The organism is Pseudonocardia parietis, assembly GCF_017876315.1.
Lineage (GTDB): Bacteria > Actinomycetota > Actinomycetes > Mycobacteriales > Pseudonocardiaceae > Pseudonocardia > Pseudonocardia parietis.
The window spans coordinates 204593-221788 of sequence record NZ_JAGINU010000002.1; the positions used below are offsets into that span (position 1 = coordinate 204593).

The 17196-nt window shown below is 70.5% G+C and carries 17 protein-coding genes and 1 pseudogene; 11 read left to right on the top strand and 7 right to left on the bottom strand.

Features of this window, described 5'->3' with window-relative positions; translation table 11 throughout:
* Positions 1-6: 6 nt before the first annotated feature.
* From JOF36_RS35295 to JOF36_RS35325, 8 genes and pseudogenes are all read left to right on the top strand, one after another.
* On the top strand, positions 7-2292 hold the full coding sequence (locus tag JOF36_RS35295; protein WP_210036607.1) for a heavy metal translocating P-type ATPase: 2286 nt from the start codon (positions 7-9) through the stop codon (positions 2290-2292).
* A gap of 68 nt (positions 2293-2360) precedes the next feature.
* Positions 2361-4202 carry a cytochrome c oxidase assembly protein gene (locus JOF36_RS41210; RefSeq protein ID WP_210036608.1) on the top strand — a complete coding sequence of 614 codons (1842 nt, stop codon included), beginning with the start codon at positions 2361-2363 and terminating at the stop codon, positions 4200-4202.
* Positions 4203-4376: 174 nt separating this feature from the next.
* Positions 4377-4811 (top strand): annotated as a pseudogene (locus JOF36_RS35305) (pyridoxal-5'-phosphate-dependent protein subunit beta); the annotation flags it as partial.
* Complete coding sequence (locus tag JOF36_RS41215; protein ID WP_307862786.1) at positions 4811-4996, top strand: hypothetical protein; 186 nt, start codon at positions 4811-4813, stop codon at positions 4994-4996. The pseudogene JOF36_RS35305 and the gene JOF36_RS41215, both read left to right, overlap by 1 nt.
* A 3-nt stretch (positions 4997-4999) precedes the next feature.
* A complete protein-coding gene (locus JOF36_RS35310; RefSeq protein WP_307862787.1) occupies positions 5000-6295 on the top strand; it encodes an MFS transporter in 1296 nt (431 codons plus the stop codon).
* A gap of 60 nt (positions 6296-6355) precedes the next feature.
* On the top strand, positions 6356-7624 hold the full coding sequence (locus JOF36_RS35315) for an Nramp family divalent metal transporter (protein WP_210036609.1): 1269 nt from the start codon (positions 6356-6358) through the stop codon (positions 7622-7624).
* Positions 7625-7825: 201 nt separating this feature from the next.
* Positions 7826-8137 (top strand): transposase, encoded by a 312-nt coding sequence (locus JOF36_RS35320; RefSeq protein ID WP_210034704.1) that lies wholly within the window; start codon positions 7826-7828, stop codon positions 8135-8137.
* Positions 8134-9030 (top strand): IS3 family transposase, encoded by an 897-nt coding sequence (locus JOF36_RS35325; protein ID WP_210034702.1) that lies wholly within the window; start codon positions 8134-8136, stop codon positions 9028-9030. The genes JOF36_RS35320 and JOF36_RS35325 overlap by 4 nt, the downstream gene beginning before the upstream one ends.
* Positions 9031-9195: 165 nt before the next feature.
* Here the strand turns inward: JOF36_RS35325 and JOF36_RS35330 are convergent, their stop codons facing one another.
* From JOF36_RS35330 to JOF36_RS35345, 4 genes are read right to left on the bottom strand one after another with little or no spacing between them, the layout of a single operon-like run.
* Entirely contained in the window at positions 9196-9786 is a 591-nt protein-coding gene (locus JOF36_RS35330; RefSeq protein WP_210036610.1) for a cadmium resistance transporter, read from the bottom strand.
* Entirely contained in the window at positions 9777-10241 is a 465-nt protein-coding gene (locus JOF36_RS35335; protein ID WP_307862788.1) for a signal peptidase II, read from the bottom strand. The genes JOF36_RS35330 and JOF36_RS35335 overlap by 10 nt, the downstream gene beginning before the upstream one ends.
* A 44-nt stretch (positions 10242-10285) precedes the next feature.
* Complete coding sequence (locus JOF36_RS35340) at positions 10286-12259, bottom strand: heavy metal translocating P-type ATPase (RefSeq protein WP_210036612.1); 1974 nt, start codon at positions 12257-12259, stop codon at positions 10286-10288.
* Positions 12256-12633, bottom strand: coding sequence for an ArsR/SmtB family transcription factor (locus tag JOF36_RS35345; RefSeq protein ID WP_210036613.1), 378 nt, complete (start codon positions 12631-12633; stop codon positions 12256-12258). The genes JOF36_RS35340 and JOF36_RS35345 overlap by 4 nt, the downstream gene beginning before the upstream one ends.
* 42 nt (positions 12634-12675) lie before the next feature.
* Between JOF36_RS35345 and JOF36_RS35350 the strand changes: the two genes are divergently transcribed.
* A complete protein-coding gene (locus JOF36_RS35350) occupies positions 12676-13311 on the top strand; it encodes a class I SAM-dependent methyltransferase (RefSeq protein WP_245353135.1) in 636 nt (211 codons plus the stop codon).
* 66 nt (positions 13312-13377) lie between these two features.
* Here JOF36_RS35350 and JOF36_RS41220 read toward each other — a convergent pair whose 3' ends face one another.
* Positions 13378-13770: a DUF302 domain-containing protein gene (locus JOF36_RS41220; protein ID WP_210036614.1), complete on the bottom strand. Its 393-nt coding sequence runs from the start codon at positions 13768-13770 to the stop codon at positions 13378-13380.
* A gap of 803 nt (positions 13771-14573) precedes the next feature.
* Here JOF36_RS41220 and JOF36_RS41520 point away from each other — a divergent pair.
* A complete protein-coding gene (locus tag JOF36_RS41520) occupies positions 14574-14933 on the top strand; it encodes a DUF6790 family protein (protein ID WP_372447478.1) in 360 nt (119 codons plus the stop codon).
* A gap of 15 nt (positions 14934-14948) precedes the next feature.
* On the opposite strand, the gene nicT is transcribed toward JOF36_RS41520, so the two are convergent.
* The gene (nicT, locus tag JOF36_RS35360) at positions 14949-16121 is read right to left on the bottom strand and encodes a Nickel transporter NicT (protein WP_210036615.1); all 1173 of its coding nucleotides are present in this window, start codon (positions 16119-16121) and stop codon (positions 14949-14951) included.
* Between the two features lie 155 nt (positions 16122-16276).
* Positions 16277-16669, bottom strand: coding sequence for a DUF302 domain-containing protein (locus JOF36_RS35365; RefSeq protein WP_210036667.1), 393 nt, complete (start codon positions 16667-16669; stop codon positions 16277-16279).
* A gap of 139 nt (positions 16670-16808) precedes the next feature.
* On the opposite strand from JOF36_RS35365, the gene JOF36_RS35370 reads away from it, so the two are divergent.
* Positions 16809-17075, top strand: coding sequence for a metal-sensitive transcriptional regulator (locus tag JOF36_RS35370; RefSeq protein ID WP_210036616.1), 267 nt, complete (start codon positions 16809-16811; stop codon positions 17073-17075).
* Positions 17076-17196: the final 121 nt, after the last annotated feature.

Here is a 17196-nt window from a genome sequence, read left to right on the forward strand (position 1 = left end):
AAGGGTATGGAGGTGAGGACGACGACTGACCGTGCGGTGACGGCGGAGCCGGCGGTGTACGACCTCGCCGTGGGCGGGATGACCTGCGCTGCGTGCGTGGGGCGCGTGGAGCGCAAGCTCGGCAAGCTCGACGGCGTCACTGCGACGGTCAACCTCGCGACTGAACGGGCTCGGGTACTCGCCCCGGCCAGCACCGACCCACGGTCGCTGCTCGAGGCTGTTGAAGGGGCCGGTTATACCGCCCGTCTGGTGGCTACGGGCGAGCAGCATCGGCGTGACCCGGATCGTGAGCGCGACCTGCGGCGCCGGCTGGCCGTGGCTGCGGTGCTGGCCATGCCGCTGGCCGATCTGTCGCTGGCGTTGTCGCTGTTTCCGGAGTTGCGGTTCGTCGGCTGGGAGTGGGTGTTCCTCGGGCTGGCGCTGCCGATGGTGTTGTGGTGTGGTCTGCCGTTTCACCGTGCAGCGTGGTCCGCTCTTCGGCATGGCACGGCGACCATGGACACGCTGGTGTCGGTTGGGACACTGGCCGCTACCGGCTGGTCGCTCTGGATCATGCTGAGAGGCGGTGAGGCCGCGCCGGGGTTCGGTACCGGGTGGGCTGCGCTGACCCGCACCGATGATGCGCTGTATCTCGATGTCGCGGCGGTCGTGATCACCTTCCTGCTCGCCGGTCGGTACTTCGAGGCACGAGCCAAGCGTTCTGCCGGGGCGGCGCTGCGGGCGTTGCTCGACTGGGGCGTCAAGGACGTCGAGGTGCTCCGTGGCGGCAACGTGGTCCGTCTCTCGGTGGACTCGCTGCGGGTGGGGGACCGGTTCACTGCCCGCCCGGGGGAGAAGATCGCCACCGACGCTGTCGTCGAGCAGGGGCGCTCCGCGCTCGACACCAGCGTGATCACCGGCGAGTCGGTGCCCCGTGAGGTTGGTCCGGGCGATCCTGTCGTCGGGGGGACCGTGAACGCTGCAGGCCATCTGGTTCTGGTCGCGACCCGGGTGGGCGCCGACACCCGGCTCGCTCGGATGGCGCAGCTGGTGGAGCAGGCGCAGGAGAGCAAGGCCGGTGCCCAGCGGCTCGCCGACCGGGTGTCGGCCGTGTTCGTACCGCTGGTATTGCTGCTGGCCGCGGCGACGATGGTCGGCTGGTTGTTGCTCGGTCCGTCGACAGCGGCCGCGGTGACCGCGGCGTTGGCCGTGCTCGTCGTGGCCTGCCCGTGCGCGCTGGGCCTGGCGACTCCGACCGCGGTCCTGGTCGGTACCGGCCGCGGCGCGCAGCTCGGAGTGTTCCTCAAGGGCCCCCAGGCTTTGGAGTCCACCCGGCGGATCGACACGGTCGTCGCCGACAAGACCGGCACTCTGACCGAGGGGCGGATGGAGCTTAGCGACGTCATTGCGGCCGACGGTGAGTGCGCCGCGACCATGCTGAGCCGCGCGGCCTCGGTCGAGCGCGCATCCGAGCATCCGATCGCTGCGGCTCTCGTCGCCGGGGCCGATCCGGGGACGATGCTGCCGGTGACGGAGTTTGCCGCGCTCGCCGGGCTCGGCGCCGCAGGAACGGTCGACGGCGACGAAGTCCTGGTGGGGAGCCCTCGCATGCTTGCCGAGCGCGGACTCGCTCTGCCCGCGGCTCTGGAGATCGAGCGGGTCCGTGCCGAGGAAGCCGGGGCGACGGTGGTCGGCGTCGCCTGGGGTGACCGGGTCCGCGGGCTGTGCACGGTCACCGACCGGATCCGGGACACGGCCCCAGCTGCGGTCGCTGCCCTGCGCGGGCTCGGTATCGAAACGGTGATGCTCACCGGCGATAACCAGCGCACCGCAGCAGCCGTGGCGACCGTGGTCGGGATCGATCCGGGCCACGTCGTCGCAGACGCGATGCCTGAGGACAAGGTCGACCACGTCCGCAGGCTCCAGGCACGGGGGCGCTCGGTCGCCGTGGTCGGAGACGGGATCAACGATGCCGCCGCGCTTGCGGCCGCGGATCTGGGGATCGCGGTCGGCAGCGGCACCGACGTCGCGATCGAGGCAGCCGACGTCGTCCTGGGGCGAGACGACCTGCTGGCCGTGGCCGATGCGATCGAGCTGGCTCGGCGGACCCACCGGACGATCGTGAGCAACCTGCGATGGGCATTCGGGTACAACACCGCGGCGCTGCCACTGGCGGTCGCGGGCCTGCTCAGTCCGCTGGTCGCCGGCCTGGCGATGGTGCTGTCGTCGGTGTTCGTCGTCTCGCAGAGCCTGCGGTTGCGTGGATTCACTCCCGCCTCCGGTCCGCCGCGAGCTGAGCAGCAGCGAGGATGACGGCCGTAGGCGAGTCCGCGCCGAGAGCCCGCCGGTCGGGTTGGTCGTGGCTGGGCTGGTGGCTGCCGGTGGCAGCGGTGACCGGGCTGATCGTTGGGGTGGCCGGCCCCGACCTGGCGGTGCTGTTCGGGTACCGCTCCCTCGGACCGGTCGCCGCGGTCGCACATCCCTTCGCCCGCACACTTGCGATCGGTGCTGGCACGGTCGCGGTCGCCGGGCTGCTGGTTGCTGTCGTGTACGTCCCAGGGGCGCCACGCGGCGCACTGTCGCCCGTCGGATACAGATCGCTGGCCGTGGTGCGCCGGGCGGGTCCGGTGCTGTGCGCTGCTGCGCTGGTCGTCGCTCTGTTGACGGTGTCGGAGACGATCGGCATTCGGCCGGCTGCCTTGCTCCTCGACCCGCCCATGTTGCTGGTCGCGTTGGTCACGGTCGAGCCGGCCGCCGGGTGGGTGATCACCGCGGCGCTCGGGCTACTCGTCGGGGGCTTGGCCGGGGTGGTCCTGACCTGGCGGGGTGCGAGCGGGCTACTGATGCTGCTCGTGGCCGGGTTCGTGGTGCCGCCGGCCACAGCGGCCGCGAACTCCGAGCGCGCGCACGACTGGTACGGCGATGCTCTCACCCTGCACACCGTCGCCGGCGTGCTGTGGCTGGGCAGCACGATCGCGGTGACGACGCTGTGGCGAGCCAAGTTGGTCGACCAAGCTGTGCTCGGCCGTCACTCCCGGATCGTGCTCGGTTGCTCGGTCGCACTGCTGCTGTCCGGGCTGGTGCCCACCGCCCTGGACGTCGGTCTTGACGGCCTCGTGAGCGGGTACGGACTCCTGGTCATCGCCAGTGCCGCGTTGTTGCTCGTCGGTGTCCTCATCGCGGTCCGCCGACGGTGGAGTCCACGTAGTGCCCCGCAGATGTGGGCCGCCGAGCTCACCATCCTGACGGCGGCCGCCGCGGCTGGGACGGCGATGTCCCGGCTCGTTCCTCCAGGCGCTCATGAGGCGATCCCCTACCGCGAGTCCGAGCGGTTGGTGTATCTGCTCGGTTACGACCTGCCCGCCCGGATGGGGTTGGCTGAGCTCGTCGGATGGTGGCGCATCGACCTGCTGTTCGCTCCCGCGGCGCTGGTCGCCGCCGCGGCCTACCTGCACGCGGTCCGGACACTGCGCCGGGGCGGGGGGACGTGGCCGGTAACGCGTACCGCGGCCTGGGTCGCGGGGTGTCTGACCGTGCTGGTGGCGACCTCGTCCGGGATCGGCGCTTACGCCACCGCAGTGTTCGGGGTACACCTGATCGGGCACGCCTTGCTGGCGACGATCGCTCCGTTGCTGCTGGTTCTGGGCCATCCTGTGACTCTGGTCCGGCGCGTGGGATCGACCGGGACAGTGGAGCGGGTCGCTGCGCTTCTCGATGCGGCGCCGATGCGAGCGCTGCACCGGCCCGCCGTCGCGTGGTGCGTGGCCGCCGCGGCAGTGTTCGGGGTCTACGCCACTGGCCTGTTCGACGCCGTCGTCCTCGAGCACTGGTCGCACCCGGCGATGGACGCACTGGCGCTCGGCAGCGGTGTGGTGCTGTTCCGCGCGGTGCTGGGCTCCCGCGATCCGCAGCCGCCCCCGTTCGTCCGGCTCGGGTTGCTGTTCGCGGTGATGATGCTGCACGCCGCGTTCGGGATCTGGCTGCTCGTGCAGGCCGAGCCGGTGGCCGGGCAGTTCTACGCGGCAGTCGCGATGCCGTTCGTTCCGGACCTGCTCGCCGACCAGCGTCACGGCGCGATCGTTGCCTGGGTCGTGTCGGATCTCGCGATGGTGACTGCCGCGCTGGCCGTGGCCCGATCCTGGATGGTGCACGACCGTGTCGGCGGCGCGACTCAGCAGGACGCTCCCGCCGCGACGTCGCTCCGACCACCCGGAACGGGGTGAGGCTGGCCCCTGTGGCCGGGCTTCGAGCTACTGCCGCATGTGCCGGGACGCGGCGGCGGTGCGATGTGCTGAGACAGCGAAGTGCGGCGTCTGACGCTTCTGGTCGTCGACTGGGAAAAGCGTTACTGCCACGGTGGTAGGTCGTCCCCGCCTCGGCAGCGTGAGGTGTTCGTCTCGGTCGGTTCGACGATCTTCGGGCAGCCGGCCCGGCCGCGGCTCATGCGCGGTCTCGGCTCGAGCATCCATCCGCGCAACGTCGACCACTCCATCTTTTCCGAGGTGCACTGGGTGGCCCCGGACGAAGCGGTCTCGGCTTGCCGGGCGATGGCCAGTTCCAGCTACGCCAGTGGCGGTTGGAGCGTGGGTGCGGTTGGGGTCGTGGCCGGCTGGATCGCCCGTACCCGACCGGCCGGGACCCGGATTACCGCGATCTTCCCCGACGGCCCGCAGCGCTATTTCGACACCGTCTACAACGACGAGTTCTGCCGCGACCGGGGCATCGAGGTGGGCCCGCCGCCGCTGCATGACCCGGACGAGATCACCCGCCCGGACGCCGTCGAGGTGCGTCGCTGGACCCGCTGCACCGCCGTCGTCGCCGAGGTGCGCTGATGCAGGTGCTGGAGCGCTATCGGTCGTTCGATCGGCCGGTCCGACTGCTGCTGCTCAACCAGCTGACCATCAACCTGGGCTTCTACATGCTCATCCCGTACCTGGCCGATCATCTCTCGGCAGGGCTCGGGTTGTCGGTGCTGATGGTCGGGCTGATCCTGGGCGTGCGGAACTTCTCCCAGTAGGGCATGTTCCTGGTCGGGGGGAGCCTGGCTGACCGATTCGGCTACAAGCCGATGATCGTCGCCGGGTGCGCGCTGCGGACCGTCGGGTTCGCTCTGATCGGCCTGGTCGACGCGGTCTCGGCGCTGGTGATCGCCTCGGCGATGACCGGGTTCGCCGGCGCCCTGTTCAACCCCGCCGTGCGTGCCTACATCGCCCGCGACGCCGGCGAGCGCCGGGTCGAGGCATTCGCCCTGTTCAGCATCTTCTACCAGGCCGGGATCCTGATCGGCCCGGTTGCGGGTCTACTGCTGACCGGGATCGACGTCACGCTGACCTGTCTGGTCGCCGCAGCCGTGTTCGCGGTGCTGACGGTGCTGCAGGTGCGGGCGCTCCCGGCCCGCCGCGGAGACGACGACACCGACGAGGAGCGGCGTCCGCTGCTGCGCCAGTGGCGCGACGTCGCCACGACCCGGGGATTTCTGCCGTTCGCCGTCGCGATGATCGGCACCTACGTCCTGTCGTATCAGATCTATCTGGCCCTACCGCTGCACGCGCGCACGCTGCTCGGAAGCGGGGACTCCGCGACCGCGCTGGTGACCGGCATCTACGTGGTGTCCGGTGCGGTGACCATCGCGTCCCAGATGAAGGTGACGGCCTGGTGCCGCACGCGATGGGGGCCGGCCCGGTCGCTTAGCCGCGGCCTGCTCGTCCTGGGTGCAGCGTTCGTGCCGATGCTCGCCGCCGACTCCCTACTACTGGTGTGGCCGGACATCGGGCCCGGCCCGGCCACCGTGGCCGGGATCATGGCACTGCTGCTGACGGCGGCGCTGCTGGCGGTCGGGACGGCGGTGGTGCTGCCGTTCGAGATGGACACGATCGTCGCGTTGTCTCGTGACCGCCTGGTGGCCACGCACTACGGCTTCTACAACACGGTGTGCGGCGCCGGGATCCTGCTCGGTAACGCGGGCACCGGGTGGGCGGTGGATCTCGCGCGGTCGGCCGGGCTGGCCCCGATACCGTGGGCGGTCCTCGTCGTGCTCGGCGTACTGTGCGCGGTCGCGCTGGCGAGCCTGTACCGACGAGGCCTGCTGACCGTCGCCAAGGACGCCGAGGCACGAGACGAGGACACACGCTGCCCCGGCGGTGCTGGGAGCTCCCAGCCGAGGGGGCCCCAGGTCACGGGGCCGAAGCAATGCCAGATACACGCGGACTGGACAGCTGCTGGTGGTGGTGTCTGCTGCAACAAGTCGGTTCTCAGTGAAGTTGGCACCGGTGTGCCGCGGCGGCCTCATACCGCAGGCCTGGAGCCGAAGAGTTAGACGCGCCTACACTTCGGGTTCGGCGGACCTGTCGATGACGAGGGGGCGACGATGGCGGCGATGTCAACGCCACGGACGGACCGGCCGCGGCAGGTCACGGCCGAGGAGCTTCGCCGTCGCGGCTGGCGGGGGCGGCTCGTCGTCCTCGGACCGGCGTTCGTGGCCGCGGTCGCCTACGTCGACCCCGGCAACTTCGCCACCAACTTCTCCGCCGGCGCGGGTTACGGCTACCTGCTGATCTGGGTGATCGTCGTCGCCAACCTGATGGCGATGCTGATCCAGTCGCTGTCGGCCAAGCTCGGCATCGTGACCGGGAAGAACCTGCCCGAGATGTGCCGCGAGCACATGCCCAGGTGGGGCAGCCGGTTGATGTGGGTACAGGCCGAGCTGGTCGCGATCGCCACCGACCTGGCCGAGGTGATCGGCGGGGCGGTCGCGCTGCACCTGTTGTTCGGGCTGCCGCTGTTCGTCGGCGGCCTGATCACCGGTGTGATCGCGTTCGGCCTGTTGGGGCTGCAGTCGCGGGGACATCGGCCGTTCGAACGGGCGATCGTCTTCCTGCTGGCGATCATCCTGGTCGGGCTGGTGTCGACGCTGTTCCGGACGGACGTGGACGCCGGCGCGCTGGCCGCGGGCCTGGTGCCCGGCTTCGCCGGGATCGACTCGCTGATGCTGGCCACCGGCATCCTTGGCGCGACCGTCATGCCGCACGTGATCTACCTGCACTCCGCGCTCACCCAGCGCCGCCTGGAACCGCGCAGTATGGCGGATACCCGCTTCCTGCTCCGGGCCGGGCGGACCGACATCATGCTTGGGATGGGCCTGGCCGGCCTGGTCAACTTGTCCATGCTCATCGTCGCCGCGGCCCTGTTCGCTGGCACCGACGTACCCGCGACCGACACCCTGGAGGGCATCTTCGCCGGGCTCGCGGCGCAGCTCGACGTCGTCGCCGCCTACGGGTTCGCGATCGCGCTGCTGGCGTCCGGGTTCGCCTCGTCCGGGGTCGGTACCTACGCCGGGCAGGTGATCATGGCGGGGTTCCTGCGCCGTCGGATCCCGCTGCTGCTGCGCCGCCTGCTCACCCTGGCGCCGGCGCTGGTGGTCCTCGGTGTCGGCATCGACCCGACGCAGGCGCTGGTGCTGTCGCAGGTGGTGTTGTCGTTCGGCATCCCGTTCGCGCTCGCGCCGCTGGTGTGGCTGACGGCGCGCCGTCCGGTGATGGGTGAGCTGGTGAACCACCGGCTGACCACAGCCACGGCGACGGCGGTCACCGCGGTCGTGGTGGCACTCAACGGCGTGCTCCTCTGGCAGACGGCGACCGGCGGCTGAAGCCCTTCAGCGACCGGGCTTTGCGACGTCGCAGGCTAGCTCGTGTCATTCGTCCCGGCGGCGGCCGCGTAGCCGGCTACGTGCCGGCTGGTCGACCGGTTGGTCACGCAGGACGAGCGGTCGGGGGAAACGTGAGGTTCCCCCGCTTTGCCGGAGTCTTCGAAGACTGGTTCGATCTTGAGAACCGGAAGGAAGGCACTGGTGCCGGCACCGAAGAAGTACCCTGATGAGCTGCGGGAACGCGCGGTCCGTCTCTATCGGGAGTCTGACCCGCGGCCGTCGTTCCGCAGGCTGGCTGAGCAGCTCAATGTCCACCATGAAGCCCTGCGCAACTGGGTCCGCCAAGCCGAGGCCGACGATGGCCAGCGCGCCGATCGCCCGAGCACCGACATGGTCGTCGAGAACCGCCGGCTGGCGAAGGAGAACGCCGAGCTGCGGCGGGTCAACGAGGTCCTGCGCGCGGCGAGTGCCTATTTCGCCAGCGAGATCGGCCCGACCCGGAGGTGGTCATGAGCTTCATCGACGTCCATGGCTTCCCCGCCGGTCTCGTACTACGGGTCCTCGGTGTGCCCACCTCGACCTACTACGACTGGCGCACCCGCCGCGCCAACCCATCGCGGCGCGAGCTCGACGACGCGACCCTGCTCGAGCAGATCGGGAAGATTCGCAGCGTCAACGAGTTCGCCGCCGCCTACGGCTCCCCGCGGGTCTGGCTCGAACTGCGCCGACAAGGCGTGCACGTCGGACGCAAGCGCGTCGAGCGAGTGATGCGCGAGCACGGCCTGCAGGGCGCGCACCTGCGCCGCGGCTGGCGCCACGGCTCGACCCGGCAGGACCCGTCGCATCGGCCCGCTCCGGACCTGCTCGAACGCGACTTCACCGCGTCCGCGCCGGACCGAGTGTGGGTGGCCGACCTGACCCGGATCGTCACCGGCGAGGGCGTCGTATGGCTGGCCAGCGTGCGGGACGCGTTCTCCAACCGGGTCGTCGGCTGGGCCACCGACCCCCGCGCCACTACGACGCTGGTGCTCACCGCGCTCAACCACGCCCTGCGCTCCCGCGACATCCGCACCGGACAGTTGATCTTTCACAGCGACAAGGGCGCCCAATACACCGCGCTGCGGTTCACTCAGCGCCTCGTCGACGCCGGGGCCGCCCCCTCGACCGGGTCCACAGGGGACAGCTACGACAACGCTCTCGCCGAGAACCTGTGGTCCACGATCAAGATCGAGTTGATGTACTGGCCGGGCACGACCTTCGCCACCCGCGCCGAGGCCGAGCACGCCCTGATCCGCTACCTCGACGGCTGGTACAACCCGCGCCGGATCCAGGCCGGCCTCGGAGGACTCTCACCCGACGAGTACGAGGACACCTACCATCGCGCCCAGCGCGACGATCACAGATAACCCGGACTCCGGCGAACCGGGGGAAGCTCAACGACAGTCGAACGACACAGTCAACTCCGGTGGCTGGAGTGCCGGTTCGGAAAGGTGCGTGTGGCAAACCCGGTGTCGGAGGGGTGACGGTGTGTTCGAGGTTGTCGGAGACCACCGCCCGTGATCGGGATGGTTCTACAGTCCGAAGGCGCCGCCCTCGACGAGGATGACGATGCCCAGGGCGATGAGGACCAAGGGCAGCAGGATGTGGCCCCAGCGGCTGAGCGCGCGGGCGATGGGCGCGCGGGTGGCGAGGAATTTGCCGGCCGCGCAGAGGGCCCCGACCAGGACGAGGAACACCGCGGCGTAGACGAGCAGGCTGGCGGTGCCGACGGTGACGAAGACGGGGACGTATACACCGATGTTGTCGCCGCCGTTGGCGAAGGTGACGGTGGCGACGGTGAGCAGGGCCGGTCCGCCGTTGCTGGCGGGTGCGTCATCGTCGTCGTCGCCGCGCCACAGGGCCCAGGCCGCGCGTAGGCCGAGCAGCAGCGGCAGTAGTCCGAAGTAGGCGCGCACTGTCTCGGGCAGGAAGGTTGCGCCGAAGGTGGCGGCGAGCGCGGCGACCAGGATGGCGGTGAAGCCCAGATACTGTCCGGCCACGATCCGGGTGGTGGCTCCGCGGTGTCCGGCGCCTTGGGCGAAGAACAGCGAGACCACCACGATGTCGTCGATGTTGGTGACAGCGAACAGGCCGATGGCTTGGGCGATGGTGGTCAGGTCCACCGGGCAGGGTCCTTGTCGGGCGTCGGTGCGGGTTGGCGGACGGTGGTGAGCACGAGCAGCGCCGCGCCGCAGACGATCACGGCGTCGGCCAGGTTGAAGGTGGGCCACCAGCCGGTGTGCAGGTAGTCGGTGACCTTGCCGTCGCGGCCGCGGTCGATGAGGTTGGCCAGCGCACCACCCAACACACCGGCCTGGCCGATGCGGCCCGCGAGCGGCGTGGTCGGAGCGGTACGCCAGGTGTAGGCCGCCACGGCGGCGGTGAGGAGCCCGGTGCCGGCCACGATGATCCCGTGGGGGAGTGCGGCTCCCAGGCTGAAGGCCATGCCGGTGTTGTAGGTCAGGCGCAACTCGATCAGCCCCAGGAGTCGCGGGCCGGGTGTACTGGTCAGCTGGTGCTCGGCCAGGGTCTTCAGGGCCAGGTCGGCGGCGGTGAGTATGAGGGCTGCGGCCAGCACCCGCCAACGGGCTCGCGTGCTGACCGGAGCCGGTGCGCTCGGCGTCACGCCCCGGCCTGCACGTGGTTGCGCGAGGAAGCTGCGGTGGTGGGGGTGGCGGGGACCAGGGCGAGGCGGCGGGTGCGCCCGGCGCGGATGCCGTTGCCGATGACCACGACTTCGGCGACCTCGTGCACGAGTACGACCGTGGCGAGGCCGAGTATCCCGAACAGGGCCAGCGGCATCAGGCCGATGATGATGGCCAGCGACAGGGCCACGCTCTGCCACATGATGGTCCGTGAGCGGCGGGCGTGCGCCAGGACCTGGGGCAGGTGGCGCAGGTCCTCGCCCATCAGTGCCACGTCGGCGGTTTCGATGGCCACGTCGGTGCCCATGGCGCCCATGGCGATGCCCAGGTCGGCGGTGGCCAGGGCGGGGGCGTCGTTGACCCCATCGCCGACCATCGCCACCGGGCCGTGTGCGCGGAGCTGGCCGACGAGGCGGGACTTGTCCTCGGGGCGCAGCTCGGCGTGCACGTCGGCCGGGTCGATCCCGGCCTCGGTGGCCAGGGCGGCGGCGGTGGCGCGGTTGTCGCCGGTGAGCATCACGACCCGGTAGCCGGCATCACGCAGGGCTGCGGTGACCTCACCGGTTTCGGGGCGCAGTTCGTCGCGGACGGCGATGGCGCCGATCACGGTGCCGGCGTCCTCGACCAGGACGGCGGTGGCGCCGGCGTGCTGGAGCCGTTCCACGTCCTGGGCCAGGGGGGAGGGGTCGATCCAGCCCGGGCGGCCCAGCCGCACGCTGCGGCCGTGCAGCGTGCCGGTGAGCCCGGCACCGGTGACCGCTTCGACCTGCTCGGCGCGCTGCGGGGTGGGGGCGGCGGCCAGGATGGCCCGGGCCAGGGGGTGTTCGCTGCGCTCCTCGAGCGCGGCGGCTACCGCGAGCACCTGCTCGCGGGTGTGCCCGGCGGCGGGGACGGTCTCGATGACGGCCGGGTGGTTGCGGGTCAGGGTGCCGGTCTTGTCGAGCGCGACGGTGGCGACCCGTCCCATAGCTTCCAAGGCCGCTCCGCCCTTGACCAGGGCGCCGTGCTTGGACGCGGCGCCGATCGCGGCGACCACGGTGACCGGCACGGAGATGGCCAGCGCACACGGCGAGGCCGCCACCAGCACGACCAGGGCGCGTTCGATCCAGGTCAGCGGGTCACCGAGCAGGGACCCCAGGGCGGCGATGAGTGCAGCGGCGATCATCACCGCGGGGACGAGGGGTGCGGCGATGCGGTCAGCCAGGCGTTGGCCGGCGCCCTTGCGGGACTGCTCGGTCTCCACGATGGACACGATGCGGGCCAGGGAGTTGTCCGCGGCGGTGGTGGTGACCTCGACCTCGAGCACGCCGGTGCCGTTGATGGACCCGGCGAACACCTCGTCGCCGGGGCCGGCCTCGACGGGGACGGACTCGCCGGTGATGGCGGAGGTGTCCAGGCTGGTGTGTCCGGCGCCGATCCGGCCGTCGGTGGCCAGGCGTTCCCCGGGGCGCACCACCAGGGTGTCGCCCACGACCAGCTCGGCCGGGTCGATGCTCTGCTCGGTCCCGTCGCGCCGCACCCGAGCTTGGTCGGGCACCAGGTCGAGCAGGGCGCGCAGGCCGCGGCGGGTGCGGGCGACCGAGTACTCCTCCAGGCCTTCGGCGATGGTGTAGAGCACGGCCAGCATCGCGGCCTCGCCGACCTCGCCCAACAGCACGGCGCCGATCGCGGCAATGGTCATCAGCGTGCCCACGCCGATCTTGCCCGTGGCCAGGCGGCGCAGTGTGGCGGGGACGAACGTCGCGCCCGCGACCGCCAACGCGGCCGCCTTCAGCGCGAGACCGACCAGGTCGGGGGCGGCGACCCAGTCGGCTCCGTAGCCGAGGCCGAGTAGCACGACGGCCACGGCGGCGAACCGGATCTCCCCGACCTGCCACAGCGTTTCCGGCTCGTGCTCGTCGCTCTCCGCGGTGGTGCGGGGCTCGTCGCCGCAGCCGCAGGCCGCACTCACCGCGCATCTCCCACGCCGTGGCGGCCGGTTCCGTAGGTCGGGCACAGCGCGACCGCGTGGCCGGTCGCGGCCAGCACAACCTCGGCCGAAGCCAACAGCTCCATCAGCTCGGGGCGGGTCAGGGAGTAGAACACCTGCCGCCCCTCGGGGCGCCCGTCGACCAGTCCGCAGCCGCGCAGGCACGCCACGTGCTTGGAGACCGTGGACTGGGCCAGGCCCAGTTGGGTCACCAGGTCGGCCACCCGCGCCTCACCGTCGGCCAGCCGCCGCACGATGGCCAGCCGGGTGCTGTCGGACAGGCTGTGGAACAGCGCCTCGGCGGCACCGAGGCCGGCAGTTGTGGACGGACACTCACCTCTGGTAACAATCGCCATGAAGCGATTGTATCTCGAACCGGCGATGAATGTGGAGTGGTCATGCTCATGAACGCGGTCGAGTCGGCACTGGTCGACTCCGCGCCCCGACGTCTGCTGCAGCGCTACGAAGCGCACCTGCTCCTCGAGCTCGGGGGGCGCACGCCGGGCGCGCGCACGGCCGAGCTGGGCTGCGGCCCGGGTTACGGCACCCAACTCATTCTCGACCTCTTCGGTGCCGCCAGCGTGGACGCTGTCGATCTGGATCCCGCGATGCTGGCCAAGGCCCGCCGGCGGCTGCGGCGCCACGGTGATGCCGCCCGCCTGGCCGGCGGCTCGGCGACCGATCTGGCCACCGCGTTCGCGCACGTCGGCGGCGGCACGGACGCCTCCTACGAGGCGGTGTTCGACTTCGCGATCATCCACCACATCCCGGACTGGCGCGACGCGCTGGCCGAGGTAGCCCGGGTGCTCGAACCGGGCGGCCGGTTCTTCTTCGACGAGGTCACCGCCACCGCCCTGGCCCGACCCACCTACCGGGTCCTGTTCGACCACCCCACCCACGACCGGTTCACCACAGGTGAGTTCCTCGCCGAACTCCCGCGCCACGGCTTGGACGTCGGCGATCGGTGGCGTACCCGCATCGGCGGCGACTACCTGTTCGGGGTTGCGGTACGCGCCGCCCGGGGCCGCACGTGAACAGGCGCACGGGGCGGTCACCTGGCGCGGCACGCTCGCCGAACGAACGTTTGTTGCGCCTCTGGGTCAGGTCAGTGAGTCCAGGGCGGTGCGGAGGCGGTTGCCGGCGTCGGCGGCGGTGTCGGCGAGTTCGGCCTGGTCGCCGACGGCGATGCTGAGCAGGGAGCCGGGATCGACGGCCTGGACGATGGTGCGGCCCTCGGCGCGACGGACGGTGACATTGCAGGGCAACAGTAAGCCGACCTCCGGGCTGGCAGAGAGCGCAGCGTGGGCGAGGCCCGGGTTGCAGGCACCGAGGATGGTGTAGTCGTCGACGTGTTCGCCGAGCTTCGCGGCCAGGGTGGCCTTGATATCGATGGTGGTCAGCACCCCGAACCCCTGCTCGGCGAGGGCGGCGGTGACGGCGTCAATGGCCTGTTGGTGGCCGAGGTCGACCTCGACGGTGTGGGCTATCTGCACGGCTACTGCTCTCCTTCGCGTGGAAGTCGGTTCACTGGCGGCCTTGAGTGGTCGGGTCACCAGGCGCCGACATACCCCTGACCCGCCGGGTGATTCGCAGCGATTCGTCAGAGTCGGCAGGCAGAGCCGCGGGCTTCGACACCCAACGCACCGCGCTGCACCAGCTCCACGGCCCCGAACCGGGCCCTGGACGTCGAGAGCGCTCGTCTGCTGTACGCGATCGCGCACGACCCGTGCAGCATCACCGAGCGACACCTGGCCTACGACCCAGCCGCGGTCGTCGCCCTGCAACAACGCGGACTCGTCCGCCGCCACCCCGGTGGCGGCGGCTACCTCGAACTCACCGACGACGCCCACTACAGCCTCGCCGCAAGCCCCGCTCCGCCAGCGCCGTAGCGCTGACTCAGCGTGGTGCCCCGGGCACCGTCATCCCCGTGGCGCGCCGTCCACAGCTGCTTTGTGGAACGACGCGAGAGTGACAGTGCTGTCGTGCCACGAGGATGACAGCGCCGGGGTGGTGCAGAGGGACGTGATAACGGTCGAGTTCTCCTGTATATCGATCCACCGCACCGGCTCTTGAACAGGCCAGAGTGAGGCGACGGGGACCCCAGACCGGATTGATCCGGTGCATCGACGTGGCCGCAGCCGTCCACGAGCCACGCCTGACCCTGGATGTCGTTCGTAATACTGCGTCGTCCGCGGCCCGCAACGGTGCTCTTGTGATCGGCCTGTCTGCCTGTCGTGGCTTTCGTTGTCGCGTTCGTGCTGGCGATCCTGGGGGGTGCCGGCGCTAGGCACCGACGCTGGAACCCCGTTCGACGAGTTGGCGCTGCGCTGGGTGTTGTTCTTCGGCGCCGGGCCGGCATCGTCGGCGGGGCGGTCGCGCAAACGATCTTCGCTCGCGCCACGGCGAAAGACTCGGCTGGCAGACCAACGGCTTCCAGTACGAGATCGGCTTCGCCAGCACCGCGATCGGCCTGGGCGGGATCTATGCCTCCACTCAGGACGCACCGGCGGCCTGGATCGTGGCCGCGCAGGCCGGCGGCCTGTTTCTGCTCCTTGCCGCGGTCAACCACATCGTGGAGATCGCAACTACGCCCCCGCTATCACAGTCATCCTGGTCAGTCACCTCGGCGTCCCGATCTCTCTACTGGTCCTGCTGATCAGCACAGGCAGCCTCACCGCGGCCTGGCCTGCTCGAGCTGGTGCTGGTCGACGGTGTGGTCATGGCCCGGGCTCGGGCTGCCCGGGCTGGTGGCGGTGCTATAGCGCTCCTCGATTCGGCCGAACTTCCAGATCGTCAACGCGACGAGCCAGGTGAGCACGAACAGGGCGACGACGGTGTAGCCGACGTAGTTCAGGTCGAGGGTGCCGATGGCGGCCAGCGGACCGGTGTCGATGTCGAGCTTCTCCACGAGCAGCCCGATCAGCACGATCACGCCGACGACCAGTGCGACGATGACGGAGAGCACGGTGACGGTCAGGTTGTAGAAGACCTTCCGGACTGGTTTGAGGAATGCCCAGCCGTAGGCGCGGGCCATGAAGATGCCGTCGGCGGTGTCGAACAGGCTCATTCCGGCGGCGAAGAGTAGCGGCAGGACGAGGATCGTGTACCAGGGCAAGGTGAGCGCGGAGCCGGCGGCGAGCACGAGCAGGGCGACCTGGGTGGCGGTGTCGAAGCCCAGTCCCATGAGTAGCCCGACCGGGTACATGTGCCAGGGTTTGCTCACCCGGCGCATCACCCGGCCGAGCAGGCGGGCCAGGAAGCCGCGGTTGTGCAGCTGGCGCTCCAGCTCGGCCTCGTCGAGCCCGCCGGCGCGCATCTGGCGGAACACCCGGGCGATGCCGATCACGGCGAACAGGTTCATCAGCCCGATCAGGATCAGGAACACCCCGGCCACGATGGTGCCGATCAGCCCGAGGATCTGCTGGAGCTGGGAGTTCTCGTCCTGAACCGGCCCGACGAGCACGCTGGCCCCCAGCGCCAGCAGCAGCGACAGCCCGAACACCACGCTGGAGTGGCCCAGCGAGAACCAGAAGCCGGTGCTGAGGCCGGGCTTGCCTTCGCCGACCAGCTTGCGGGTGGTGTTGTCGATCGCGGCGATGTGGTCGGCGTCGAAGGCATGGCGCACCCCGAGCAGGAACGCGGTGAATCCCAGTCCGGCCCCGAACACCCCGGTGCTACCCAGCGCCAGGTTCTGCGGGGCGATCACCAGGACCAGCACCGCCCAGCCCACCACGTTGAGCAGCACGACGAACCCGACCATGCCGAGGATGGATAACTTGTCGGCCCGGTCCCATCGGGCGGCGCCGCGTGTGGCCGCGACCGGAGCCGAGATCACGTCGCTCATGCGGCAACTATCCGCCATCAAGCGGTTGTTGCATAGAGACGGCGGTAAGCCCGTTTATGCTGTGGAGCGTCGCCGGGGCGCTCGCCCTGCGCATGTCGGGACCGCCCGGGCGTGGGGGCGCTGCGTGCGGATCGACTCAGCGATGGCGGTCTTGGTCATGCGAGTGAGACGAGGTCCGTGCGGAGTCGCCTGCCGGCATCGGCGGCGGTGTCGGCGAGTTCGGCTAGGTCGCCGGCAGCGATGCCGAGCAGGGAGCCGGGATCGATGGCCTGGACGATGGTGCGGCCCTCGCCGCGGCGCACGGCGACGTTGCAGGGCAGTAGCAGGCCGACCTCCGGGCTGGCGAAGAGTGCGGCGTGGGCGGGGCCCGGGTTGCAGGCACCGAGGATAGTGTAGTCGTCGACGTGCTCGCCGAGCTTCGCCGCAAGGGTGGCCTTGATATCGATGGTCGTCAGCACGCCGAATCCCTGCTCGGCGAGGGCGGCGGTGACGGTGTCGACGGCCTGTTGGTGGTCGAGGTCGACCTCGACGGTGTGGGCGATGTGCAGCGCTGCTGGTTCCTTTCGTCGGGGACTCGGCGCGGGTGGCCGGGGTCACGCCGCTATCGGAATACCCCCCGGGGTACGGTCGGTTGCGCGGAGGGCGAGCCCACGGACTCACCGTGGGTGCCCGGGAACGGAGTCGGCGATGCAGGTCCAGCCCAGTGAACTCAGTGATGTGGTGAGCCGGCTGCGCCGTGTGGAGGGTCAGATCAGCGGGATCATCCGCATGATCGAGGACGGGCGCGAGTGCAAGGACGTGGTCACCCAGCTCGCCGCCGCCGCCCGGGCGTTGGACAAGGCCGGCTTCAAGATCATCGCGACCGGCCTGCGGCACTGCATGACCCAGAACGACGAGGGGGAGCGCGCAGTCGACGTGGCCGAGATGGAACGGCTGTTCCTCTCGCTGGCCTGAGCGCGCCGGGCCCCGGAGAGCTCCGGCCGGACCGACGTCGGGAGCGGCGAGAACGCCGAGCTTGACGGACCATCGAGACCAGAACGACGACCGAGTCACACGGTAGGGATACCCTACCGGG

What these genes read in the sequence shown, in the direction of transcription:
- JOF36_RS35295 (WP_210036607.1), top strand. Translation starts at nt 7, where the DNA reads ATGGAGGTGAGGACGACGACTGACCGTGCGGTGACGGCGGAGCCGGCG.
- JOF36_RS41215 (WP_307862786.1), top strand. Translation starts at nt 4,811, where the DNA reads ATGCAGGTGCTGGAGCGCTATCGGTCGTTCGATCGGCCGGTCCGACTG.
- JOF36_RS35310 (WP_307862787.1), top strand. Translation starts at nt 5,000, where the DNA reads ATGTTCCTGGTCGGGGGGAGCCTGGCTGACCGATTCGGCTACAAGCCG.
- JOF36_RS35315 (WP_210036609.1), top strand. Translation starts at nt 6,356, where the DNA reads ATGTCAACGCCACGGACGGACCGGCCGCGGCAGGTCACGGCCGAGGAG.
- JOF36_RS35325 (WP_210034702.1), top strand. Translation starts at nt 8,134, where the DNA reads ATGAGCTTCATCGACGTCCATGGCTTCCCCGCCGGTCTCGTACTACGG.
- JOF36_RS35345 (WP_210036613.1), bottom strand. Translation starts at nt 12,633, where the DNA reads ATGGCGATTGTTACCAGAGGTGAGTGTCCGTCCACAACTGCCGGCCTC.
- JOF36_RS35350 (WP_245353135.1), top strand. Translation starts at nt 12,676, where the DNA reads ATGCTCATGAACGCGGTCGAGTCGGCACTGGTCGACTCCGCGCCCCGA.
- nicT (WP_210036615.1), bottom strand. Translation starts at nt 16,121, where the DNA reads ATGAGCGACGTGATCTCGGCTCCGGTCGCGGCCACACGCGGCGCCGCC.
- JOF36_RS35370 (WP_210036616.1), top strand. Translation starts at nt 16,809, where the DNA reads ATGCAGGTCCAGCCCAGTGAACTCAGTGATGTGGTGAGCCGGCTGCGC.